The sequence below is a fragment of the Thalassospira sp. MBR-102 genome (genome assembly GCF_040549275.1).
In the GTDB taxonomy this organism is placed as follows: domain Bacteria; phylum Pseudomonadota; class Alphaproteobacteria; order Rhodospirillales; family Thalassospiraceae; genus Thalassospira; species Thalassospira xiamenensis.
On sequence record NZ_JBEPTC010000009.1, the window covers coordinates 176,917 to 201,671 of the forward strand.

23 protein-coding genes are annotated in these 24,755 nt (G+C 53.8%); 12 read left to right on the plus strand and 11 right to left on the minus strand.

Features of this window, described 5'->3' with window-relative positions; all coding sequences use genetic code 11:
• Positions 1-299 precede the first annotated feature (299 nt).
• The 7 genes from ABIE64_RS15855 to ABIE64_RS15885 all read right to left on the minus strand — a co-directional run bounded on the left by ABIE64_RS15855 (position 300) and on the right by ABIE64_RS15885 (position 7,971).
• A complete protein-coding gene (locus tag ABIE64_RS15855) occupies positions 300-1,673 on the minus strand; it encodes a flagellin N-terminal helical domain-containing protein (protein WP_071241086.1) in 1,374 nt (457 codons plus the stop codon).
• 110 nt (positions 1,674-1,783) lie between these two features.
• Complete coding sequence (gene fliW / locus ABIE64_RS15860) at positions 1,784-2,254, minus strand: flagellar assembly protein FliW (RefSeq protein ID WP_071241085.1); 471 nt, start codon at positions 2,252-2,254, stop codon at positions 1,784-1,786.
• Between the two features lie 83 nt (positions 2,255-2,337).
• On the minus strand, positions 2,338-3,567 hold the full coding sequence (locus tag ABIE64_RS15865) for a flagellin N-terminal helical domain-containing protein (protein WP_063092727.1): 1,230 nt from the start codon (positions 3,565-3,567) through the stop codon (positions 2,338-2,340).
• Between the two features lie 27 nt (positions 3,568-3,594).
• Positions 3,595-6,006 carry a flagellar hook-associated protein FlgK gene (gene flgK / locus ABIE64_RS15870; RefSeq protein WP_354377925.1) on the minus strand — a complete coding sequence of 804 codons (2,412 nt, stop codon included), beginning with the start codon at positions 6,004-6,006 and terminating at the stop codon, positions 3,595-3,597.
• 17 nt (positions 6,007-6,023) lie between these two features.
• Positions 6,024-6,485 (minus strand): flagellar protein FlgN, encoded by a 462-nt coding sequence (locus ABIE64_RS15875; protein ID WP_139190000.1) that lies wholly within the window; start codon positions 6,483-6,485, stop codon positions 6,024-6,026.
• 5 nt (positions 6,486-6,490) lie between these two features.
• On the minus strand, positions 6,491-6,838 hold the full coding sequence (locus ABIE64_RS15880) for a rod-binding protein (RefSeq protein ID WP_063092730.1): 348 nt from the start codon (positions 6,836-6,838) through the stop codon (positions 6,491-6,493).
• On the minus strand, positions 6,838-7,971 hold the full coding sequence (locus ABIE64_RS15885) for a flagellar basal body P-ring protein FlgI (protein ID WP_071241082.1): 1,134 nt from the start codon (positions 7,969-7,971) through the stop codon (positions 6,838-6,840). Before ABIE64_RS15885 ends, ABIE64_RS15880 begins: the two co-directional genes overlap by 1 nt.
• Positions 7,972-8,324: 353 nt before the next feature.
• Between ABIE64_RS15885 and ABIE64_RS15890 the strand changes: the two genes are divergently transcribed.
• Together ABIE64_RS15890 and dksA are read left to right on the plus strand one after the other, a co-directional pair.
• Entirely contained in the window at positions 8,325-8,768 is a 444-nt protein-coding gene (locus tag ABIE64_RS15890) for a flagellar assembly protein FliX (protein WP_007092331.1), read from the plus strand.
• 152 nt (positions 8,769-8,920) lie between these two features.
• The gene (gene dksA / locus ABIE64_RS15895) at positions 8,921-9,340 is read left to right on the plus strand and encodes an RNA polymerase-binding protein DksA (protein WP_007092332.1); all 420 of its coding nucleotides are present in this window, start codon (positions 8,921-8,923) and stop codon (positions 9,338-9,340) included.
• A gap of 240 nt (positions 9,341-9,580) precedes the next feature.
• Here the strand turns inward: dksA and flgH are convergent, their stop codons facing one another.
• The 4 genes from flgH to flgF form a co-directional block, all read right to left on the minus strand.
• On the minus strand, positions 9,581-10,354 hold the full coding sequence (gene flgH / locus ABIE64_RS15900; protein WP_223304999.1) for a flagellar basal body L-ring protein FlgH: 774 nt from the start codon (positions 10,352-10,354) through the stop codon (positions 9,581-9,583).
• Positions 10,355-10,481: 127 nt separating this feature from the next.
• Entirely contained in the window at positions 10,482-11,462 is a 981-nt protein-coding gene (flgA, locus tag ABIE64_RS15905; protein ID WP_354377926.1) for a flagellar basal body P-ring formation chaperone FlgA, read from the minus strand.
• A 130-nt stretch (positions 11,463-11,592) separates the two neighbouring features.
• Positions 11,593-12,378 (minus strand): flagellar basal-body rod protein FlgG, encoded by a 786-nt coding sequence (gene flgG / locus ABIE64_RS15910; protein WP_063092732.1) that lies wholly within the window; start codon positions 12,376-12,378, stop codon positions 11,593-11,595.
• 63 nt (positions 12,379-12,441) lie between these two features.
• Positions 12,442-13,203: a flagellar basal-body rod protein FlgF gene (gene flgF, locus ABIE64_RS15915; RefSeq protein ID WP_063092733.1), complete on the minus strand. Its 762-nt coding sequence runs from the start codon at positions 13,201-13,203 to the stop codon at positions 12,442-12,444.
• 343 nt (positions 13,204-13,546) lie between these two features.
• Between flgF and ABIE64_RS15920 the strand changes: the two genes are divergently transcribed.
• The 10 genes from ABIE64_RS15920 to ABIE64_RS15965 all read left to right on the plus strand — a co-directional run bounded on the left by ABIE64_RS15920 (position 13,547) and on the right by ABIE64_RS15965 (position 24,611).
• Positions 13,547-14,080 (plus strand): flagellar basal body-associated FliL family protein, encoded by a 534-nt coding sequence (locus ABIE64_RS15920; protein WP_007092337.1) that lies wholly within the window; start codon positions 13,547-13,549, stop codon positions 14,078-14,080.
• Between the two features lie 87 nt (positions 14,081-14,167).
• Positions 14,168-15,295 carry a flagellar motor switch protein FliM gene (fliM, locus tag ABIE64_RS15925; RefSeq protein ID WP_007092338.1) on the plus strand — a complete coding sequence of 376 codons (1,128 nt, stop codon included), beginning with the start codon at positions 14,168-14,170 and terminating at the stop codon, positions 15,293-15,295.
• Positions 15,295-15,948, plus strand: a complete 654-nt coding sequence (locus ABIE64_RS15930) for a DUF6468 domain-containing protein (RefSeq protein WP_071241071.1) — start codon at positions 15,295-15,297, stop codon at positions 15,946-15,948. Before fliM ends, ABIE64_RS15930 begins: the two co-directional genes overlap by 1 nt.
• Before the next feature lie 152 nt (positions 15,949-16,100).
• Positions 16,101-16,820 carry a MotE family protein gene (locus ABIE64_RS15935; RefSeq protein WP_037990307.1) on the plus strand — a complete coding sequence of 240 codons (720 nt, stop codon included), beginning with the start codon at positions 16,101-16,103 and terminating at the stop codon, positions 16,818-16,820.
• Between the two features lie 220 nt (positions 16,821-17,040).
• Positions 17,041-17,427 carry a response regulator gene (locus ABIE64_RS15940; RefSeq protein WP_007092341.1) on the plus strand — a complete coding sequence of 129 codons (387 nt, stop codon included), beginning with the start codon at positions 17,041-17,043 and terminating at the stop codon, positions 17,425-17,427.
• A gap of 36 nt (positions 17,428-17,463) precedes the next feature.
• Positions 17,464-18,111, plus strand: coding sequence for a protein phosphatase CheZ (locus ABIE64_RS15945; RefSeq protein WP_007092342.1), 648 nt, complete (start codon positions 17,464-17,466; stop codon positions 18,109-18,111).
• Between the two features lie 11 nt (positions 18,112-18,122).
• Positions 18,123-18,971 carry a flagellar motor protein MotB gene (locus tag ABIE64_RS15950; RefSeq protein WP_071241069.1) on the plus strand — a complete coding sequence of 283 codons (849 nt, stop codon included), beginning with the start codon at positions 18,123-18,125 and terminating at the stop codon, positions 18,969-18,971.
• Entirely contained in the window at positions 18,971-19,693 is a 723-nt protein-coding gene (locus ABIE64_RS15955) for an OmpA/MotB family protein (RefSeq protein WP_063092735.1), read from the plus strand. The genes ABIE64_RS15950 and ABIE64_RS15955 overlap by 1 nt, the downstream gene beginning before the upstream one ends.
• 2 nt (positions 19,694-19,695) lie before the next feature.
• On the plus strand, positions 19,696-23,205 hold the full coding sequence (locus ABIE64_RS15960) for a tetratricopeptide repeat protein (protein WP_354377927.1): 3,510 nt from the start codon (positions 19,696-19,698) through the stop codon (positions 23,203-23,205).
• 86 nt (positions 23,206-23,291) lie between these two features.
• Positions 23,292-24,611 (plus strand): SEL1-like repeat protein, encoded by a 1,320-nt coding sequence (locus tag ABIE64_RS15965; RefSeq protein ID WP_037990314.1) that lies wholly within the window; start codon positions 23,292-23,294, stop codon positions 24,609-24,611.
• The last annotated feature ends 144 nt before the right edge of the window (positions 24,612-24,755 follow it).

Below are 24,755 nucleotides of genomic sequence, written 5' to 3' on the forward strand. Positions count from 1 at the left end.
GGACTTCTTGTATTTCGAAATATACCTATGGATGGGGCGCCTGTCCAGAGAAATTTTTCTTTGTGATTCGTCTTTTAAAATCAGTTGCTTGCGGGTTTTTGGGGAAGGTGTTTACCGGATATTCTCTCAACGAGAAGGCGTATTTTGCTGTGGATAGTGGCGTCGTTTTGTGTGGTTTTGCGAATCGTGACCAATGCCTATGTATAGGGTCGCTTGGTGTTGTCGCCGATTGCTAATGAAAAAGAGCGACAGCATTTGCCATCGCTCTTTGTTGGTTCCAGTTTTTAATCCGGTATTAATTAACCTTGCAGCAGACGCAGCAGGTTCTGCGGCATCTGGTTTGCCTGGGCCAACATTGCGACACCGGACTGGACCAGAATCTGTTTTGATGTGAACGAAGTCATTTCCGATGCTACATCAAGGTCAAGCAGGGTAGAACGAGCCGATTCAGTATTTTCCTGCGTAGAAGCAAGGTTCTGACCAGCAAAGTCCAAGCGGTTCTGATAGGTGCCGATACCTGCCCGTGCGCGCTGCAGATCATCGATTGCTACGGTTACGACTTCAACAGCTGCCTGGGCGCGTGCGGCTGTGGTGATGTCCACAGTAGCAGCATTCAGGGCCGTACCTGTACCGGCGGCACCCGTACCGAGCGTCCCGGAATCAACAGCTGTCAGTGTAATTGCCAAGCGATCATTTGCGGTATTGCCCGCACCAACCTGGAAGTCGATGCTTGCAGGCAGTTGCTGGCCATTGTCGGCGGCGATATTGACCGTGCTGGCCGTCGTATCAATAACCGCACCGCCAATGGTAAAGGCGGTTGCTGTGCCGAAGTCATTCGCCCCGCCAGTGCCAGCGCCAACAACGTCAACGTTATCGGTGAAGTTATCGTTGATGTCGATGGTCAGGCCAAGCTGGTCGAAGTTCAGGGTGCCGGTATCACCCGGGCCCATGGCTTTGCTGCCACCGGTCAGGTAATCGGTCACATCAATCGACTGGGTCAGCGGCGCATCAGCACCGGCAGTCAAGTCGACATTTGCGGTAACGGTCATGATGATCTGGGTGCCACCACCGCCAACAGTAACTTCGTTGATCGAAACCGAGAAGTTGTTGTCGGTTACGCCGTCCTGTTCACCGTCCGATGCCCACAGATTGTTATCGGTAATGCCAAAGCCGCTGAAACCGGTTGCCGGGGTCAGTGCCGCACCAGAGCCACCGGTATCAAGATCGGCATAGTTAAGGGCAACATCGCCACCATCGCCAAGCAGCTGAATGCCGTTGAAGTTGGTCGAGGACGAAATACGATCAATCTCGTCACGGAGCTGGGTGAATTCGTCGTTGAGGAAGCCGCGTTCGGTATCGGACAGGTTGCCCGAGGAAGACTGAACAGCGAGCGTTTTCATGCGAACGAGAATGTCATCAATGGTTGCCATGCCGCCATCGGCGATCTGCAGCATCGAGTTGGCCTGGCCAACGTTGACGGTTGCTGTTTTGAGTGCCTGGGTGGTTGCATTCAGACGGGCACCGATAGCCATGGAAGCCGCATCGTCACGTGCGGAAACAACGCGCGTACCGGATGACAGTTTGGACAGCGAACGGGTCGCCATTTCATCAGAAGCTGACAAGTTACGATGCGCAACGTTGGCAGCATAGTTGGAAATAATATTAAGAGCCATTTTTCCCTCCTACATGGATCCAAAAGAATGGCTCCAAGCCATCCGATCCGTCGGCGTCATTGCCTTGCATTCTTGTCAGCAAAGATCGTGCCAGTTGAGCTAGGCAAAAATTACAGGTCGTGTTGTACCGAGTATTTGTCGTTAGGCATGATGTGCTGCCATGCCACCTGTCGAACGGTGTCAATCAGGATTGGTGCGCGCAGATTGGTCGACATTGTTATGCCTTTGCCATCCGTCGCACTTCTCACTGTCACAACCATAATAATTGCAACATCTTTATGCTCTATCGCCAAGCTCTTCAGCGCGATCTCCAAGTCCTTGTCCGAATAGACACCGCTTTCCATATTATAGGGGGCTACGATAAAGGATAGATTGGCGTCTGTGAGGCTTTGGTAAAGTTTGAATTGATCCAGCGACGTGTTGGGGATGTTGGCGATGCCAAACACATGATGTTCGGGAAAACCAAGCAATCCGACGGGCATATAAATGCCCTTGTCCCAACTGAATTCGATATTGCCAAAGCGTGTTTCAACAATCACGGACTCAGGTATTTCTTTTTCGGCGACTTTTTCGGAATCCATAACCGATTTTACTCCGGCGTTTAGAAGTTTCGGCCTCGCATGGCCGTGAAGTTAATAGCCCACGATAATCCGATTATGGATCATTAGCGCAAATAGTTGGCCAAGGACAATTCTGAAGCACGCGAGATTGCGATGAAGCTGGCGTTCAACGCCGTAGAGTATTGGGCTGATTCGGCCACCACTAACGGTACATCGACACCTTCAATGTCACTTATTGCCTGTGATGCAAACACTTTGTAATCTTGGTGCCGTGTTTCAACACGTTCAATATTTGCGATGTTAAGGCCAATTTTTCCCTGAACATTTGGCAGATTATCGATAGCGTCGGTGATATGACCCAGTGCAACATTAATCGCATTCTGGTCGGTTGTGCCTGCCGCAATCCCCAAGCCCTGGATCAGGCTTTGGAATGCGGGGTCATCGGCAAGTACGCCATAAGAGACATTATAACCATCATCAACGCGTGACGAGAGGATCTGTTGGTCGCCAGCATAATAAGAAGTATCCGGGCGCGGGTTGGGGATTTTCGTCATGCCCAGCACGTCAAGCAGGTCGCCACCGGCAATTTCGGTGATTGTGATTGACCCGTTGCCCACATTTTCGATGTTCAGCCGCGGGCCTTCATGTTCGTCGAGGCCGCGTAACGTTGCAATTGCACCATCGGTTGTGTTGCCATTGATCGCTGCGCGCAAGTCGCCGATTGTCCATGTAGCCGGATCATAGTCAACAGTTGATGTGACGCTGTTGCCGTCGATATCCGTACTGACAATCTGGAGTTCGCCATCCGTAACGCCGAGGGAGGCAAGAGTAAGGCCATCTGTGATGGTGGTGCCGGACTTGCTCATGTAATTGTCTGGAGCGTACATCTTGTCGATATCGACAGCCGGTAATTCCGAGCGTCCGCCGGCGAATAAATATCGCCCATCAAGGTTGGTATTGAGAAGGCTTGCAATCTGCTCCATCGCCTGCTTGGCTTCGTTGTCAAGGTTGACGTCCGCAGCCTGATTGGCGTTAAGCGACTGGACAAGCAATGTCTTCATCTTGACTGCAATGTCCATCATTGTGTCAACGGCGCTCTCCATATTCTGAAGGCGAAGCTTGGTCTGCGTGGTGTTACGCAAATATTGCTCTGTACGGGTATATTCCGCTTCGAGGTTCAGAAGGCGCTGGGAGCTATCGGCAATTCCGGAATAATTGCGTGATTTTTGCCCGCTGGATTGCTGGGTATTAAGGTCAGCAACCTTGGCTGCGTTTCTCAGCGCCAAGTCGGACAGTAGCGTATGGTTTGTATATGTAGCTACGCGCGTTACCATTTTGCCCTCACAAATCCTTGTCGCAGTTTAAACTGCATTCAGCAGCGTATCAAACAATTCATCAACCGTGGATATGACCCGGGCAGATGCACTGTAGGCGCGTTGGAAAATAATCAGATCCGACATTTCTTCGTCCAGGTTGACGCCCGCTTCATTCTGGATGCGGTTGCCCAAATCTGTAACGAGATTGGACTGAAACTCGTAGCTGCTGCTGGCAACCGATGCCTTGGTTGCGGCAGTTGCGATGATGCCAGCGGCAAAGTCGGTCAAAGAAGTTCGTTCTGCCGATAGCCCGCCCGCAGATTCAAAATCAATGTCGGTACGTTCAAAGGTTTGGCTCAGCGCAAGTGCAGCACTGTTGTCGCCCTCGTGCACGCCATGCTGAATGCCCAATCCCAGAATTTCTGTCAGACTGTCGCCCGCGCCTGCGCCACTATCCTGGAAGAAGAATGGGTCGCCATCGGCATCGGTGACGCGCAACTTGTATCCACCCAATGCACTGTCGAAAACGACCTGTGCATTAATGTTGTTGTCTGTCAGTGTGGCGCTATTGTTGATGGCATTTGCGATGTCTTCGAGCGACGAGTTGCTGTCGTAATTGATATTCACACTCGTGAAATCGCCAGCAACCGTAAGTGTATAGTTGACGGGTGGGGGGGCAAGCGGCCCCAGCCCCGGAATAGCGGTTGCTGTATCGACAACCGCTGTAGATGTTTCATACGTGTCTGCATTCAATTGACCGCGGACAATACGCGCCGGGTCATTTTTTATGCTGGAGGCGACGTCCATATTCCCGGCAAGGACAGGCATGTCCTCGGTCATGCCAATCGTCTTGGACATGTTGCCGGAGTCAGTGATTGTCATGTTGGATGTATAACTGATCACGAGACGATAGCGATCGCCATCCTCAACCAGATATGCGGTTTCGGCGGCGTCGGCGGCCGTCATGCCTGCACCCTGAAGGGCAGTCCGGATCGCGTCACGTACATCCGTGAGGCTGTCATTCGCGGTGTAGTTCACCGTAATACCGGGTGTGGTCAGAACCCCGCTGCCAGCACTGATAACCATGGAGCTCGCCGTGACGCCAAGAGTCGCGGTTGCACTGTCTTGTGCCGAAGAGGTCATTGTATCGGAACGTTTTACCGTCGCCACGAAGTCGTTCAGGCCAAAATAGTGTGACATACCCTGGCTGCGACCATCGCTCGTGGTGATTGAGCTGGTCATTTCATTGATAGAAATGCGGTTGCCGTCCAGTCCTTCGATGACCATCCGGCCATCGACCAGAGATGCGGTAAGATAAGTACCTGCGGTGGAGCCGTTTATCGCGTCGATCATTCCCTGAACCGTAGCGGGAGCAGTCGGCAGACTGATATCGGCCCAGCTGTCTGTCGCGGTCAGGTTACCATCTGCGTCAAGTGCGGCAATACGGAAGGTTCCCGTTGCAGTCAGTGGATCGTTCGTAGCAACCATCCGGGTGCCCGACAAGTTGGCCGGAGGCGGGAAGGCGGTACCTTTGTTGTGTTCTTCGTTAATGGCGTCCCGCAATTCACCGGCCAGTTCGTTTATCTGGTCGTTCAGGCGCGGCAATTCCGTGTCGCGCATTTCAAGCAAACCCTTGATTGTGCCATTCTGGATGACATCGGTTACATCCTCTCCGTTCAGCATGATACCGGACCCGCCAGTGCCAGGTTCGAAACCTGCGGTGGGGCTGAAGGAAATGGTGGCAGGGGTTCTGTCGAGAAGTGTGCGATTGCCATTGGCCGTAAACAGAACCATGGATCCGTCACCACGGTTATACGTGGTCACGTTCATGATTTTGGACAACTGGTTAATTTTCAGGTCGCGCTGGTCCTCAAGTTCGGTGGTCGGCTGCCCAAGGTTCTTCTGGCGTACCACGTCCGTATTGAGTTCGGCGATTTCATTGAGCAAAGTATTCGCGCGGTCGACTTCGTCAGAGATATTTTTGTCAATATCGCCACGCATATGCTGGATCTGTTCGGACAGGTTCTCGAACGCATCCATAACCTGAATGGCGCTTTCGATAACTTCCACTTTTGGGGAATTCTGCTCGGGCGTATTGCCAAGTTGCTCGAAAGCGTCGGCAAGGTCACTGATGCGTTGGCTTATCGCACCGTTGGACTGAGGTGTTCCGAACAGAGTCTGAATGCGTTGAAAGAATTCAAAGCGTACTTCTTCTCGGCCCGCTTTGCCAAGCTCGCCGCGCATTTCACGCACAAGGCCTTCGTTGACGTTGCGATAAATGTCACCGATCTGCGAACCTGCGCCAGCCCCGTCGAGCACCAGGGTTTCCTGTCCGGCTATCTTTTTCGAATAGCCGGGGGTATTCACGTTCGAGATGTTCGAGGACGCGATGGAAATCCGGGCCTGGGCAGTGTTGAGGCCAGAAATTGCGCTATTGAGTGCCTGAGTCAGTGACATGATCTTCGCCTTTACCCTTAGAGCGTTTCGTTAACGCTGTAAGACGTGCCGGGTTTGCTGGTCGGGCGGCCGTAGCCGCCAATGGATGCCTTGCCGGTCTGGCCAGAACGGTTATAGGTTGTGCACTCTTCCTTGGCCTTGTCATTCACCGCGCGCACGATGGCATTGACCATGCGTTCATTCGTGGCCTTGGCTGCCTGAAGGGCGGTCATGTTACGGCGAGCGGCCTGCTGGAATTCAGCCTGAAGGTCGCGAAGTTCGGCTTTGTCGTCTTCGGGAAGCTGGCGCAGTTCGGGACCGCGCGCGCGCAACTTAACGACCAGCTGTTCATACTGCATCGACAGGGCAGATTTTTCCGACACGAACTGCTCATACTCGGCAATTTCGAGCTTGCGCAGTCCCTGGGTCTCACGCTCCAGCAGGGAAATCAGGTCATAAGTGACGCTTTTGAGTTCGATAACCATCTGTTCGGTGGTCATGGTCATTATCCTTCCTGCACCTTGAGGATTTCGCGTGTAACGGCATCTGCAATTCCGATGCCACCCGCGCGCGTCATTTCTTTGGCATATTCATCAACAAGCAGGGACCGCATCATGGTTTCGCCATGACCGCCGCCAAAGGTTTCGTTGGTTTCGATACCTGCAAACATGTGGCTCAGCATCTGGCCTAGAAACATTGATTCAAATTCCTGGCCTGCTTTACGCGCCTGGGCCTCGGTTTTGATATGTCCGTCTGTCAACTGGCTTGCGCGGTTCGAGACATTGTTCTGACTGCCGTACTGGGCAGATGCCTGCGCCTGCGCCATCAATGCATTGGTGCTGTCGATCATCATCACATCACCTCGATTTCGGCTTGAAGTGCGCCGGACGTTTTGATCGCCTGAAGGATGGTGATCATGTCGCGCGGTCCGACGCCAAGGCTGTTCAGGCCATTAACCAGTTCCTGCAGGCTGACGCCGCTTTCAAGCACGCCAAGCTGGTTATCCTCGCCTTCATCCACTTCGATATTGGTTCGGTCGACGGTTTCGGTCGTGCCGGTTTGCGAGAAGGGAGAAGGCTGAGAGACTTGCGGAGTTTCAGTTACGCGGATGGTCAGGTTGCCCTGCGCGATAGCCACGCGGTTGATGCGAACATTTTCGCCCATCACGATCGTGCCGGTGTTTTCATCAATGACGACACGTGCGATCTGATCAGGTTCAACGCGAAGCTGTTCTATGTCCGTCAATAAAGCCACGACATTCTGATTGTAGCGTTCCGGAATGTTGATGCGAACTGTGCCGGGGTCGCTTGGGCGCGCAGCGATTTCTCCAAGATAGGCATTGACGGCTTCGGCAATGCGGCTGGCTGTGGTGAAGTCCGGGTTGCGCAAGACAACCGACATGTTCTGCATGGAATTGAGATTGAAATCGATTTCACGTTCAACGATACCGCCATTGGCGATACGCGCGGAAGTCGGAACACCCTTGACCACGGTTTGAGCATTGCCGCCAGCAGAGAACCCGCCGACTGCAAGGTTGCCCTGGGCAACGGCGTAAACTTCACCGTCAGCACCGACCATGGGTGTAACCAGAAGGGTCCCGCCCTGGAGGCTTTCGGCAGTGCCGATTGCGCTGATGGAGACATCAAGGCGCGACCCCTGACGCGAGAAAGGCGGTAGGGTGGCGGTGACCATCACGGCTGCGATATTGTCGGAATCAATGTCATCGATCTGGCTGCGCACGTTGATGCCGAGCCGTTCAAGCATGGCCACAAGGCTTTGGCGGGTAAAGTCGGCATCACCAAGATCGTCACCCGTGCCGTTCAAACCGACAACCAGACCGTAACCGACCAGCATGTTGTCACGTACGCCTTCAAAGTCGGCGATATCCTTGATGCGCGACTGGGCGTTTGCCGGGGCAACCTGCGTCAGGGCGATCATGCCGAGCACTGCTGCCTTTAATGCATATTTGCCTAGACCTTTGATCATATTCTTTGTTCCGCTTCCGGGGATGGGTTTGCCACCCGATACAATTTGCAAACACTTCTGCGAAAACCGTGCCAGATGGCAGAAAGCCAAAGCTTTGGATCACTGATTGCGCAAGTTGCCGGAAAATCGGTGTTTTTTTGACGAGCAGACGAACTGCACGGCAATATTGGAGTGCTGACCCGGCATTTTTTTCCCGTTGCGTCAGGCAACGCTTTGGGGGAGACTCGGCCTAACGGGATCACTGCCAAAGGGCTGTGCGGATTGAGCCGACAGGCTTTGCACAGCTGATTGACGTAGTGATGGCTGCATGTTCGATCCCGGCAAGCTTACCACATAGCAGGCGGAAGTGAAAAATGAAGGTCAGCGGATCCAAAGCGACAGGCACGAATAGCACGACACGCAAGAAAACATCTGGCGGTGGCGGTGCGGGCGGTTTTGCTGATGCAATTCGTTCACTCGATTCCGCAGGCGGAGCAAGCGGGGCAGGTGGTGTGCATAGTGCGGGAACGGTCAGTGCGCTTGATGCATTGCTGGCGTTACAGCAAAGTGGTGATGCACTTGATTCCCCGAAAAAGCACGCCGTCCTGCGGGCCGAGAGCTTGCTTGAGCAGCTTGAAGGTGTGCGGGATGCTCTGTTGAGCGGGACTTTGCCTGCAAGCCGACTGCGTCAGCTTGTCGGGCTGTTGGATCAGCAGCGCGAAAATATCTCCGATCCAGCCCTTTCTTCTGTGCTGGACGAGATTGATCTGCGGGCACAGGTCGAGCTTGCAAAGCTTGAAGTTTCGGGTCTGGCCTGAAATTTACGGTTTGGGCAATAGCTTTGGTCGCGAAACCTAAGGTTATGAAGGCTTTCAGGCTAATTCAGATTTATTTACTCAATCAGCTTGCACCCATTGCGCGCGCCCTCTATATTGCCGCGCGTTCGATGAGTCCTGTATAGAGGGCGTACATGACTATCACGCTACCACCAGACTATCGTCCCGCTGAGGACGAAGAGTTCATGAACCCGCGCCAGCGGGAATATTTCCGGCAGAAGCTTTTGGCCTGGCGGGCTGAACTGCTGCAAGAATCTTCGGAAACATTAGCGAGCCTGCAGGATGGCGGGGGACTTCAGGAACCGGATTTGACCGATCGTGCATCGGCCGAAACAGACCGGGCCTTGGAACTCCGCACTCGTGATAGGGCGCGTAAGCTGATTTCAAAAATTGATGCTGCTTTGCGTCGAATTGAAGACGGATCATATGGTTACTGCGAAGAAACCGACGAACCGATCAGCCTTAAAAGACTTGAAGCTCGTCCGATTGCGACCCTGAGCATTGAAGCTCAGGAGCGCCACGAACGGATGGAGCGCACTCGCCGCGACGACTGATCGCGTCGGGAATAAACACGGGTCGCGCCTGCGTTGATCCGGTCAAATGGCAAAAGCCAAGGCTCTGTTGGGGAATACCGGTTAGGGATAACCAAAATCAAAGGTCCGGCTGTAATTTGCAGCCGGACCTTTTTTGTTTTGGCTTGGTTCAGGTGAAACAAAACCGGCCTGTGGCAGGCCGGTTTTGGTCAATCGTGATTACCCACGGGAATCCAGGAAGGCGCAGGCGATCAGGATTAATCAGAACGGTAGAATGACATCCATGATTTCGCTGCCGTAACGCGGCTGCTGTACATCGGAAATCGTACCGCGACCACCATAGGAAATACGGGCTTCCGCGATTTTGTCATATTCGACTTCGTTGGACGAACTGATGTCTGCGGCACGTATGACGCCCGCGATCTGAACTTCACGGACTTCGCTGTTTACCCTGATTTCCTGACGACCATGAATGACATAATTTCCGTTCGGAAGGACCTGAATGACGATGGCCGCCACACGCAGGTCAATCGCTTCATTACGGTCAAGCGTGCCACTGCCTCTGTTGGACGTTGCGCTGTCCATATCGAACATCGATGACGGGTTGATCGTCTCCGGCAGTACTTTGGTGAGTTCGGACTCGAGGCCAAAAAGGTTTGGCACCGCCAGATCCTCGCTATTGGTGCGGGAACGTGCGGTGGTGTTGGCCAGTGCCGCACTGTCCTGCATATCGACAACAACCGTCAAAATGTCACCAACCTGATTGGCACGCTGGTCCTTGAAGAATGAACGTGCTCCGGACCGCCATAGCGAGTTCGGATTGCTTTCTGCGACCTGCGGTGCAGGCATTGGCAAGCTTACCGGTCGATAGGTTTCTGACTGCGTGGGATTGTCGATTGCCGAGAGCCTCGGTGCCTCGCCGACTTCGGAAAGGCGTTTCATAGCGTTGCAGCCTGAAAGCAGTGCTGTGGCACCGATCAGGCCGGTTACAATTGCCAAGCGGCGCATTGAAATCTGCATGTGATTAACGGGCATTTATTCCTCCTGGAATTCCTGCCTGTATCTACGCAATCCTCATGCCAGATTGCGGCTTCTGAGCGGGCAAAGCTTGCCGGGTCGGCAGGCCTTTGTCTTTCATCGTGAATTGCGGGAAATCGCAGTGTTACTGCGACATTGCGGGCAAAGCGCGAACTTCGTTCTCGGCAACAACTTCCACTTGGATGGTTTTGTTGCTGGTCATGTTCATGACGCGAATGATCGCGCCTTTTACCCCGTCTTCAAGCGCTTTGCCGCGCGCGGTTAGCGACATGTTGGCGGTGAACAATCGGATCGTAACCAGTGCGCCGCGCCGAACAAGGATCGGATTGGAAAAGTCGCGGAACATAAGGGGTTCGTCTGATTTGATCGGGCGCAAAGCTTCTTTGCCGATAACATCGTTGATGTCGCGAATGGCCCCCGCGGGAAGGCGTTCCGAGCGGACATTTCGGTATTCAACCTGATCCGGGCGCACGATCTCGCCACGCCGGACGGGTTCGATCACAACGGGAACCTGTGCCAGGGGGAAATATCTGCCGCTCATGCGGTAAGTGCGGCGCTGGGCTGTTTGCGTGCCGGTGGTGACACTGGCAATGAATCGGTTTGTCCGTTGGTTGACGTCAAGACCTGTTATCTCGACTTCGGCCGGAACATCAACAGGTAGATGGATTTGAAATGTCTCGCCGGAAAGGTCGACAGTAAAGGGCGGCTTTATTCCATGGTCGACAAGCGCATCTTTGATCGCTTCGGAAATTTCGTCGATGGAAATTGTCTGGCTTGCGCGGGTGATGACGATCTGGTCCGCCGTCGTTCGGGGGCGCCATGCAATTTTGTTTCGCTGCGCGATGCCATAAAGCCAGCGGTAATCAAGAACGGTTTGCCGTCCGGGCTGCGGGGAATGGGATACCGGAATATCAGCCTGTTCAACGTCGATGCCGCTGAAAATGTCCCCCAATGTCACATATTGCCCTTCGACAACCGCATCAGGGCGCAACAGGATATTGTTATCCAGTTCTTGGGAATTGGACGACGATTGCGCGTGCGACGGTTCCGGGTTGCTCAGTAGCGCCGGAAGCAAAAGGGCAAGGACAAGGAATATTTTCTGCATTTTCATCCGCCAACCATAGCACGGAACTGTATAAATCGCGTAAACGCAGTTAACGCGGGAAACCACTTTTTCCAAGGCTGCCCGCGCATTCATTTTCCAAGAGTTTTTATCAGTTCGGAACCGTATCGAATTAACGCAGGTTGCTGACGGAGCTCATCATTTCATCCGTGGTCGAGATCGATTTGGAATTCATCTCGTATGCGCGCTGTGCCTTGATCAGGTTGGTGATTTCCTGCACCACGTTGACGTTTGAGGATTCCAGATAACCTTGCTGCACCGTGCCAAAGCCAACGGCCCCCGGAACGCCGGTCGTGGCATCGCCTGATGCCTCGGTTTCAAGGAACAGGTTATCGCCAAGCGCATCAAGCCCGGCCGGGTTGATGAAGGTTGCAAGCTGGATCTGTCCCAGGTTCTGCAGCGCAACCTGACCATCGATTTCGGCAAACACCTCGCCTGAGGTGTTGATCGTGACCGATGTCGCGTTGTTTGGTACGGTGATGCCCGGCTGAACGGCAAAGCCATCCTTGGTCACAATCTGCCCGTTGGCATCAAGTTTCAGGGTGCCGTCGCGGGTGTAGGCCGTTTCGCCGCTGGGCAAATCAATCTGAAGGTAGCCGCGTCCCTGGATGGCGACATCAAGCTCGTTTTCGGTCAGAGATAGGGTACCTTGCCCCATATAGCGCCCGATGGCGGCGGTTTTTACACCAAGGCCGACCTGCACGCCGACAGGAACAATTGTCCCAGTATCGGATGACGGGGACCCTGCGCGACGCAGATCCTGATATAGCAGGTCCTGGAATTCGGCGCGCTGGCGTTTATAGCCGGTGGTGGTCATGTTGGCGATGTTGTGCGAGGTCACATCCACATTCGTGGATTGTGCCTGCATACCAAGGGCTCCAATATCAAGTGACCGCATCTTCTGTCTCCTGGGTCTGCGCCACGGGCGCATATGAATTCTTTAGGGCGGGCGCCCGTTTAATCAGGCGCGAACATCGCCCAGTTTGTTAATCATGTTACGTTGACGCTCGTTCTCGCTTTCCAGCGACCGCGTCACGGACTGATAGGTGCGCAACACATCAATCATCTGTGTCATTGAACTGATCGGGTTGACGTTAGATTTTTCAAGGGCACCCTGAACAACGCCGGGATTCTCAACCGGCTGGGCGCCATCGGGATCGTTCGGGTTTTCTTTCACGACGCTGTAAAGCGAGCTTCCAGTCGTGTTCATTGCCTGGACATTGTCAAACGTGACGACCTTGAGTTTCCCGATCTGACCGATATCGGTTGTCACCGCGCCATCACCCTTGATTTCGATCTGGCCGTCGGCTTCGTTAAAGAAGATAGGCTGGTCGGCATCACTTAGAACGGGATAACCTTCGTTTGTGATCAGTTGTCCGCCGGGATCTAGGCTGAAGTTACCATTTCGGGTATATTGGGTGCCGCTTGGGGTTTCGACGGCAAAAAACATGTCCGGTTGGCTCAGAGCCACATCAAGCGGACGCTCGGTATGTTCAATGTTGCCTACGCGTGTGTCGCGAAACTGAGCGATGTCCTGAACAAGCGATATTTCACGCTCGCCGCGGAAAGGCGCGTCCTTGTTCTTCGCAACCCAATCGGTGAACATCATCTTTTCTTCCTTGTACCCGGTCGTGTTCATGTTCGCTAGGTTCTGGGAGATATTGTTCATCATGCTGCGGAGCGTCTTTTGACGCGACAAAGCGATGTAGGTAACGTTTTCCATAATTTTGCTTTCCCAAATCGGGTCGGTGTTCTGAACAGGCTAGTAGCGAAAGTTATGCCAATTGTCTTAAGCTAATGAAATTAAACGATAAAGTTTTGATCGGCATTTGTTGCCGCGCATCTTCTGAGCCTGCTTTGGTAGAACCTGCCGTGCATTATTGCCGGGTCATCTATGCCGCGGGTGATAATCGGTGGTTCCTGAACTAATGAACTTTACAGAGTCGCTTGCATGGAAAGAGGCGGGAAACGGAATTTTAACGTCGAGGTATTATGTCTCATTAATCTGGCATAGTGTTTGCTGTATAGACAGGGTAACGGTTTTGAACGCAGGGTAACGCAGACCAATGGGTGATGATGTCGACGAAATAGAAATGGATGGTGGCGGGGGACGCAGCAAGAAATTGCTGGTCGTGGTTATCCTACTGGTACTCCTGCTATTGGGTGGTGCTGCTGCGGCCTATTTCACGGGGCTTCTTCAGCCTGTGATTGACATGGTGACCGGCGGCGGAGGGGATCACACCGAAGAAGTGATTTCCGAAAGCGCCATCGAAGAGGCGCCGGGGGTTCCGCAAAATGTCGGGTTTGTCGATTTGCCGGAAATTCTGGTGAACCTGAACGCCGGAGGCGGTAAGCAAAGCTATCTTAAAATACGCGTCAGTCTGGAAGTTGCAGACCAGAGCATGTTGCCCCAGATCGAGCAAATGATGCCGCGTATTGTTGATAACTTTCAGGTTTACCTGCGTGAACTGCGACCGGAAGATCTGGCTGGCTCCGAGGGGATGTTCCGCCTTCGTGAAGAATTGCTGATCCGTGTCAGTGCTGCAGCAAAGCCTGCAAAAATCAACGACGTTCTGTTCAAGGAAATGCTGGTACAATAAGGTGCTGGCGGCAATGCCAGAGACACCATACAAGAAAGTATATGGGCAAGAAAGTAACGGGCCAGAAGGGCCAGGGACAAATCGCCGATGGCAGATGAAGATGATGATGACGCACTTGCCGCTGAATGGGAAGCCATGGCAGGCGGTGACGAGGATGGAGACGACGGTGGCGAGGATATGGCCGCCGAATGGGAATCCATGCTTGGCGATGAAGATGGCGGTGGCGAAGATGAGGATGTTGGCCCCGGATCTGCGCGTGTTCTGAACCAGGATGAAATTGACAGTCTGCTTGGTTTTGATGATGGATCGGGTGCGGGTGACCAATCCGGCATTCAGGCGATCATTAACTCGTCGATGGTGGCGTATGAACGTCTGCCGATGCTCGAAGTTGTTTTCGACCGGCTGGTGCGCATGATGTCCACCTCGCTGCGTAACTTCACATCCGACAACGTTGAAGTATCGCTTGATAACATCCTGTCGCTGCGTTTCGGGGATTATCTGAACTCGATCCCCTTGCCCGCCATGCTGGGTGTTTTCAAGGCCGAGGAATGGGACAACTATGGGCTGCTGACGGTTGATTCTGCGCTGATTTATTCCATCGTGGATGTGTTACTGGGCGGGCGTCGCGGTACGGCGGCAATGCGTATTGAAGGTCGTCCCTACACCACGATTGAACGCAATCTTGTCGAACGCATGATCCATGTGGTTCTCGGGGATTTGTCGGCGGCATTTGATCCATTAAGCCCGGTGACCTTCCGGTTCGAGCGCCTTGAAACCAACCCGCGTTTTGCGACCATTGCCCGTCATGCCAATGCTGCCATCGTTGCAAAGCTGCGCATTGACATGGAAGATCGCGGTGGTCGTCTGGAACTGCTGATCCCATATGCAACACTGGAGCCGGTTCGTGAACTGCTGCTTCAGATGTTCATGGGGGAAAAATTCGGTCGAGACTCGATCTGGGAAAACCACCTGGCGAACGAGTTGTGGCAAACCCATGTGAACCTTCTTGCGGTACTCGACGAGCAGATCATGTCGCTTGGCGATGTGATTAATCTGGAAGTTGGCAACCGTTTGGTTCTTAATACCAGTCCGACCTCGCCTGTCGAGGTTCGGTGCGGCGATGTGCCCCTGTTCAAGGGGATGATGGGGCGCAAGGGGGACAGGATCGCGATTCAGGTTCGTGACCGGGCGCGGCATAACGAGGACGACAGTTGATGGACTATGCCATCTATCTTGATCTGGTAATGATTGTGTTGCTAATTGCGACGATCATCTACGCCATGATCCTGAGCCGTCGTTTGGCGGCGTTTCGTCGCAATCGCGAAGAAATGCAGAACTTTCTGACGGCTTTCAATGCGGCAAACGAACGAGCCGAAGTTTCAATCCGCGCGCTGAAGGAAATGGCCGAGCAATCCGGCGAAAAATTGCGTGAAGATATCGAAAAGGCCAGTGGGCTGCACGAAGATCTGTCCTTTATGGTAGATCGGGGTGAGAGCATTGCCAACCGACTGGAAAAGGCGGCAAGTGATGTCAATGCCACCCGCCGCGGTGCCGGCGGGGCAAAGTTTGCCGATGCCGGAAATGTTACCGGTAACGAGCGAAACAACGTTGTTGATGACAGGCAGGGTGTTGAAACCCGAGCAGAGGAACTGGCTGCCCGGTTGATGCGTGATGTTGAACGCGGCGCAATGCCTGGCGCATCGACGTCTTCTTCGACCGAACCGTCTGGTGGTGGATATGGTTCGGGCATGCGATCTGGTGGGTCGCCCGTACACGAACCTGCTTCTGATCCTTATGAACAAGATGAAGATGCCGGGCGCTCCGAAGCCGAACGTGAACTTCTTGCCGCTTTGCGGTCTGTCCGTTAGTGGCGTTGCGGATAGGATCAATCAGATAAAATCGCCATGATTGCTAAAAATCAGGTAGGGCGTCTTTTTTCGACAAATTTGGTACCTACCTGTTAGTATATGATTTGAAATTCAATATGGGCGTGCAAGCGTCCCATTTGCCGGGTGAATGAATGTCTGCTGTGCGTATCCTGCCGTTGGTGGTCGTGGTTGGTTTTGTCGTTTTAACGGTCAAGATCGTCGGACTGTTTTCGGATGAGCCCAAAGGCGATGAAGCTGCTGATGCATCGGGTATCAGTGTGGTTCAGGTTGCGCGTGCCCAGGCCCCTGATCCGGCGGCGGCTCCGGATCAACCTGCGGAAACAGGTGCGCCCGGGCTTGATGACCCGATGGGGATGATGGAAGGTGACGGCACTGGTGGTATTGATGGCGCAGGTGATGCGCCGCCGATGCTGGGCGGTGATCCGACCCTTTTCACACAGGAAGAAATCGATCTTTTGCAGAACCTTTCGGTGCGGCGCTCGGAACTTGATCGCAAGGAACAGCGCCTTGATGAGCGCGAGAGCCTCCTTGCTGCTGCCGAAGCCCGGATTGACGCCAAGATCGAAGAAATGAAATCGCTTAAAACTGCGATCGAGGATTTGGTGGCAACCAAGGAAGAGCAGGAAAGTGATCGGATCAAGAAGCTGATCAGTGTCTATGAGAAAATGAAACCGAAGGATGCCGCCCGCATCTGGAACGATCTAGATATGGAAATCCTGTTGCAGGTTGCACTTGGTATGCGCGAGGCAAATACTGCTGCTGTTTTGGCGGAGATGTCGCCAGACCGCGCACGTGCTCTGACAACAGAGTTGGCTTATAAACAGGATATAAACATGTTGCCTCTTCAATAATCTCAAATGGTGCTGATCCGAGGCGCTGACCGTTATCTGGAAGGGCATCAACCAGACGATTATTACAGTGTGTTCAACATGATGGGTGTTATTAGGGAATTGTGAAAAGCCTTGATTAACCATTGTTAAATAGGTACATCACGATTATAGGGGCCTTACCCTTATGCACAGGGAATACAGGGGTAAGGGTGAGAGATTTGATAGCATGATGGAGTGGTGAATGGCCGTCGATCCGAATATGCCGATCCTGATTGTGGATGACTACAAAACCATGTTGCGTATCATCCGCAATCTCCTGCGGCAGTTGAACTTTACGAACATCGAAGAAGCGACGGATGGCAGCATGGCTTTGCGCAAACTGCGCGAAAAGTCGTTCAGCCTTGTGATTTCTGACTGGAATATGGAGCCGATGACCGGTCTTCAGCTTCTGAAAGAAGTTCGCGCTGATACAAAGCTGAAGGATCTGCCCTTCATCATGATCACCGCAGAGGCGAAAACCGAAAACGTTGTCATGGCAAAAAAAGCCGGCGTTTCGAATTATATCGTCAAGCCGTTCAACGCAGAGACGTTGAAGGGCAAACTCACCACCGTGATCGGTGAGTTTTGATTAGGGGCGCGGGGCTTTAGTCCCGCGATACCGTAGATGTCCAAAACGTCCAAAGACGAATTGCGGCAGCTGTTGCTGGACCTTAAAGCGCGCCTTGATGGCGATGAGCTTAAGGTCGAGCAACTGTCTGACCTGATGGATCAGCTTTCCCGCTTTGTTTCGGAAGGTGACAAGCCATCAGACGACCAGAAACGCCTGTTTGGTGAACTGGATGAACTTTCGGGCATCATTCGCAAGATGAAATCCGAAATAGCATCTTTGCGGCCGGACGATATCAAGGCGGAATATATTCCCAACGCAACGGACGAGCTCGACGCGATTGTCGATGCAACCGCCGGTGCGACGCATGAAATCCTTGATGCGATGGATACGCTTGAGGAATTTGCTGCAAGTCTTCCCCCTGAGCAGGCTGAGATCGTAACCAGCGCGACTATGCGCGTTTATGAAGCCTGCAACTTCCAGGATATTACCGGTCAACGTACGACCAAGGTGATCAAGGCCCTGAAATCAATCGAAGAAAGGGTCGAGGGACTGGTCAAGGCATTTGGTGATGAAATTGCCAAATATGCTGCGTCCAATCCGCGGAAGAAAAAGGAACCTGAAGGCGAAGAAGCCTTGCTGAACGGGCCGCAGCTCGACGGCAAGGGGGTTTCGCAGGCTGACATCGACGCGATGTTTAGCTAAATGGGACGGTTATGGCGGAAATAGAGGACGACGGACCAAGACCACCAAGCCCGCCCGCAAACGGTGCCGTAGCACTGTTCCTCGCCCTCTATCTCCTGCTTCTGGCGTTCTTCATCCTTCTGAATACGATTTCGACATTCGAAGAAGTCAAAACCCGCGAAGTACAGGAAAGTCTGTCTTCCGCGTTTGCGGCCATTCTGCCGCCAACCACCAGTCTGCAAACGGTAACCTCGATTGAGGGGCCGGTGGTTTCGGCCGAAGATACCCAGGACAAGCTGGGATCATTATTTCAGACAGCGATCAAGGTCGTGCGCGTCCAGGTGATACAGCCGGGCACGCTGATGGAAGTCATCATGCATGTCGACCAGTTGTTTGAACCCAACTCGATTCTAATCAGGGACCGTCAAGGCGAATTCATGGATCAGCTCGCGGAAGTGCTGGCCGATGACAGTGGTTATGCGTCCTACGAGATGGAAATGGTCATGGGCAGCGAGGTCGGTTCAAAAGGCACTGTCGAGATTGCAAACAACCTTCAGATCGGTCGGGCAGGTGCATTCGCCCGCGACCTTATTGATCGCGGGGCCCCAGATAAAAATCTTTATGTTGGCATCGATCCGGGGGCTGATCCTTTTATCGTTACTTTCCGTTTCTTCTGGAATTTCGGGCCCAAAGAGCCACCAGCAACGGTAACGACACCAGCCAACGCAGGCGGCACCAGCAATGGTGCGATACCGGCACCTGCGTCGAATGGTTCGGGTAACGCTGGCGGTGGAAAAATGCTTATTCCATTGCCTGGCGCAGGCCAGCCAGGGATAAACGCACCGATTCCCTTGGCTCCGCAATCCGGGGGGAACGGCTGATGGATGAACCAAAGCGCGATGATGGCCCTAAAGGGCCGCCGCCATGGATGCTCAGCCTTGCGGATCTTATTTCGCTTCTGCTGACGTTCTTCGTGATGCTGTTTGCAATGTCAAAGGTCAAGATTGACCGTTGGGACGAGGTTGTTGATTCTTTGTCCCAGTCAATAAAACCGTCACCGGTTGAAGAAAGCGATGAGCCCGTTGCGCAGCTTAATATCCCGCGTGTGTATCGCAAGCCCGCGATGAATCTTGATTACCTGAGCGCTGTGATCGATGACGCCATCGATGACAACGATGTACTGGGTGATGCCACGCTGAGCCGTGAAGCAGATAAGCTTGTGATTTCGTTACCCGGGGATATCCTGTTTATCAGTGGCAGTTCCGAGATGACGGATCAGGCCCGCAAGGCGCTGTTTGTCCTTGGCGGAGTACTTGGGAACATTGGGAACCGGATTGGTGTGCAGGGGCATACTGACCCGCGCCCGGTCAGCGGTCGCGGACTTTATGCTTCAAACTGGGAGCTTTCCCTTGCTCGTGCTGCTGCCGTTGCCAATGAACTTAAAAGATCGGGCTATACAGATTACATAAATATTTACGGATTTGCGGCATCAAGATACGACCAGCTTCCGGTTATGGCAGACGAGCAGACACGTTTCACAATGGCTCGTCGGGTCGATATTGTTATTGAACCCCATAGCGGAAGCGGGATCGGAGGTTCGTAAGAATGCTTTTGGTCGTAGCGCGTTTCCTGCTGGCTGCCGTGATTGTGGTAGCCAGTCTGGCAGTATTGCCAGTTGCCGGAATGCGCCCCGCACTCGCTCAGGCGGCAGATCCCGTGATCATCCGCTCGGGCGCACATAGTGGCTATGGACGTATCGTTCTGCAATGGAACAAGCCCGTCAATTACACCGCTGAAATCATCGGTGACCAACTTGTTGTGCGTTTTGACCAGCCGCTGGTTGCTTCCATGCGCGGTGTTCTTGGCCCCGTATCCGATTATGTCAGCGATGGTTTTTTTGATCCGGACGGACGTACGGTCGCCTTCGTCCTACGAGACGATTTCGAAGCCCGTGTTTTCAATGTCGGCACTAATGTCGTCCTTGATATTCTGGATAAACCGGCTCTCGCACCTGCTCCTGTGCAATCTGCGTCACCCGCGCCAACGCCGCCGCGTCCTGCACCAAACCCACAGGGGGAAGTTGCGTCCGAACCATTCCCAACACCGCAAACCCGGCCGGATACTGCGTCTGTACCTGCAGTTGTTACACCTGCCGCCACCGCGCCGGAGCTTGAAATTCGGGTTGGGCGGCACCCGACATTCTACCGTCTGGTTTTTGATTGGCCCACCCGCACGGATTATGTGTTGAATGGCGATCAGGGTAATCAGATATTGGCCTTCACCAGCCCTGCCCGCATCGATGCTACTGGTGTAACGCGTCGGTTGCCGGAAGGTGTCACCTTGCGCCAAAGTGCAACAGATCCTTTATCTGTTGAGATCGCGACAAATCCGCCGCGCGCGTTGCGTCATTTCCGTTCAGGCAACAAGGTTGTTGTTGATCTGATGGGAGTCCAGGGAGACCCTGCCGATTCCAGTGCATCGAGAGCCGCTGCGCCGCCGACCACGGCAGCCAGACGCACGCCATCCCCAAGCCCCGCACCTGCTGCGCCTGCCGCACCAGAAGTGCTGTCGCAAACAACTGCGGAAACGCCCGGTGTTTCTGAGGCAGCGGGAGGAAGCCCGTCGTCCCCCGTGAATGATCCGATTGCACGTGGTTTGGCGGAACAACCCGATATTCCGATTTCGCCAGATGCTGTTGCGCCAGCACGCGAAAGTATTGGCAATCTTGCGGTGACAGTCGCTCAGGATGCAACCAAACTGACACTGGGCTTCCCGTTCAACCGTCCGGGGGGGGCTGCAATATGGTCGCGTGCTGGCTTCCTTTGGATGGTTTTTGATGTTCGTGCGAACCTTGATCTGGATGCCGTACGTCAGAATGCCGCTCAGATCATCGGAGTGATCGAACAGATCGACAGTCCTTATGCGACAGTATTGCGCATGACCATTCCTGACGGTGTGGGGCTTTACAGCACACCATCAGAAAATGGTGACTGGGATGTAACCTTGCAGCAGGGCTCCATGCAGCCGATCGAACGGCTGGGACCTTCTATTGAGCTCGATAATCAAACTCGCGCCCGCCTTGTTGTGCCGTTGATCAATATCAGCCCGACAATTCCGATTGAAGACCCGGAAGTCGGTGATTCGCTTCGCGTCGTGCCAACACGGGAAATGGGGTATGGCATCGAGACAGCGTTGCGGTATCCGGATTTTGAAGTTCTTCCGTCGGTGCAGGGCGTTGTCGTCGCACCGGTTAACGAAAGTGTACAGGTCACGAACCGGGATGATGGAAAGGCGGTTGTGGTGACGGCTGCCGACGGTTTGAATATCTCGCCCGAGGGGGCACGCCTTCTGGCATCGGCGACAGGGGTGCGCGCACGTGCGGGGGATGGCCGCGAAGGTCTGATTTTCGAACTGGATGATTGGCGCCGCGGTGGGCTTGATAACTATAACAAGGCAATTCATCAGTTGCGTCGCGATCTGGCCGAAAGCGGTGATGAGCATCGGAACAAGGCACGTCTTGAACTGGCGCAATATTACCTGGCAAACGGGCTTGGCCCCGAAGCAGACGCGGTTGCCTCGACAATGGAAGACGACGACCCGCTGATTGCCCAGAAACTGCAGTTCCGTGCACTTAAGGCAGCAATCAAGTTTCTTGATCGCGAATATGATGAGGCGGCCCGCCTTCTGGAGGATGAGCGCCTGCGTGCCATTCCCGAAATGCAGTTGTGGCGTGCGGTGACGTTTGCTGCGCGTGGTCGTCCGAATGACGGGGCGCGTGATCTGCTTGAAAGCGTTCACATCCTTGATAACTATCCGCCAGAATTATTGTCGCGGCTGGGGCCACTTGCCGCGGAGCAGGCCCTGATCGTTGGTAATCCGGACGCGGGTATGGACCTGATCGAGAAGATGCTTGTGACCAAGGGGATCAACCCGAGCAAGATCAAGGATGTCGAGTATCTTAAGGGCATTTTCGAAGAAGAAGCAGGCGAATTTGAACAGGCTATCGCAACCTGGGACGAGGTTGCCGAGGGCAGTAATCGCAAAGCGCGGGCGCACGCAATATTTGACCGCACCGAGCTTTTGATGCGGCTTGAACGGCTGACACTTGATGATGCGATCGAGCAGCTTGAAAAACTGCGTTTTGCATGGCGTGGCGATGGGTTTGAGATGGCATTGCTGCGTAGACTTGGCGAATTGCAGATCAAGAACAAGCAATATCGCGAAGGCCTTAATACCCTGCGTCAGGCGGCGATCTTCTTCCCCAACAGCCCGTCGGCGACCCAAGTCACCGATCTGATGCATAACACGTTCGAATCAATTTACCTGGGCGACGAGATCAACAACATCTCGGCTATCAAGGCTGTCGCGCTGTATGACGAGTTCCGCGAACTGACCCCGGCCGGAGAAAAGGGCGATGAGCTTATTCGTCGTTTGGCTGACCGCATGGTTGACGTTGAATTGTTCGATCGCGCCGAAACTCTTCTGGAGCATCAGGTCGATTTCCGCCTGACAGGAACCGAAAAGGCACGCGTCGGTGCACGTCTGGCGCTGGTGTATCTACTTGATAACAAGCCCGAAGAATCCATTCGCGTGCTTGATAACAGCGACGTTCCCGGGGTATCCAGTGAATTGGAAACCCAGCGCCGTCACCTGCGTGCGCGCGCGCTCCTCGATACCGACCGCGGGGCCGAAGCCATGGCATCGCTTGAAGGTGATCTGTCCAAGGATGCCGAGCTTTTGCGTGTCGAATATTACCGGGATACCCGCGACTATCTCTCTGCTGCTGAAACCTTCCAGCGCCTTGTGGGTGAGGATCAGGGCAATGTCATTGAGAATTTTGGTGACGAACGTGCCCGCTATGTCCTGAATTGGGCGGTCAATCTGGCGATGGGCGGGCAGGAACGCACGCTTAATATGTTGAAGCGGCGCTATGGAATTGTTATGGCGCAAAGTCCGTATGCCGAAGCCTTCAGCCTGATCACCTCTAGTCCGTCTCAGGGCTTGATCGACTATCGCACGTTGGCCAACAAGGTTGATGAAGTCGAGAGTTTCCAAGGATTTCTGGGCAATTATCGTGATCAGTTGGAAAAGTCACAGCTTAGTGCTATAAACTAATAGTGATATTAATGTTTTGATTGGCTTTCTGTGTCTGTAAGGTTCGGAAGTCGGGTCTTGTCCTATTTGGTGGAAGCAGTGCTGTGATGGATCGTGCACTTAAAATGGTCTATTACGATGACGCGAAGGTTGAGCGTGATATTTTCGCGCAGCTTTCGCTTGCGCTGAGGCATTTTCGCGGCGTTGGTATGCCGCGCGACGAGGGTGCCACCCGCAAAATTCTTGATCAGATTCACCGTCAAAGCCGTGCCTTTGCTGCCATTTGCTATGGCTTCATGCGTTCCAAGGGAATCGGTGTGGCCGAGGATCAGGGCGAAGGCGAACAGTGGTACCGCGAAGCGGCATACTGGTTCCGCGAAGAGGCACTGGGTGGTGAAGGTATTTCAGCCAACAATCTTGGTTATCTTTATGCCAAGGGGCTTGGGGTTCCTGAAAACCCGGAAACAGCTGCCGAATGGTTTGAACAGGCTTCGGAAAACGGTTCGATCGCTGCCCTTTATAACCTTGGGGTCTGCTACCTCAATGGATGGGGGGTTGATCAGAGTGACGAGATGGCGGTTGAATATCTCCACCGCGCTAGCGAGCAGAATGATCCCTCCGCGGCCAGTGTTCTGGCCTATCTCTATCTTGAAGGACGCGGGGTAAGACGCGATCCGTCGAAATCGTTTGAATATAACCTGCGCGCGGCACGTGCCGGCAGCGTCGAGGCGGCATCGGCACTTGGTTATGCGCTTGGCGTCGGGCTGGGTGCGGAACGCAATATTGCCGAAAGCATCAGCTGGTTTGAAATGGCCGCGAACGAGGGCGATACCTATGCTCAGGCCAATCTGGCTATGTATTTCTGTCATTCGTCGGATCTGAAGCTGTTTAATCGTGGCTGGACCATGTTGATGAATGCGTGTGATCAGGGCGATATTTCTGCCAAATACCAGATGACGCAGATATTGATCTTTGGCGTCGCCCATCGTGAGCCGGATTATGCTGCGGCACTTGATCTTGCCATGGACCTTGCTGAACTTAGCCATCCGGGCGGTTATCACCTGATCGGTGTGATGTATGAACATGGTCTTGGTGTGCCGGTTGATATGGCCCGTTCGGCAAGCTGGTATGAACGTGCCGCACGTAAAGGCTCGGCTAACGGGCAGGCGGCTTTGGGGCGGCTTTATGCGATTGGCAGTGGTGTCGATCAGGACAACATCATGGCTTATTACTGGCTGCGGATGTCAGCACCCTCGGCCGGAAGCCAGGCTTACCGTGAAATGGAAGCGGTGCGTGCACGCATGAATGAACGTGAACGCCAGCAGGCGGACCGCTACGTTGCGGATAACCCTGCACCGCGCCGTGGCAGCTTTGGTCTTAAGCCACTTGAAAAGAACGTTTTCAAGACGGGTAAGCGCTCTGCCTGACGCAGTTCCAAGTCGTAATGAAAAAAGCCGCCTGCTTCTGCAAGGCGGCTCAGACTGCTGACAAAGTCCTCGCCATTGGCGGGGATTTTTGATTCAATGGGGAATGCTTAAGAAACCCAGCCCACATCAAACCGAACTTGAGAT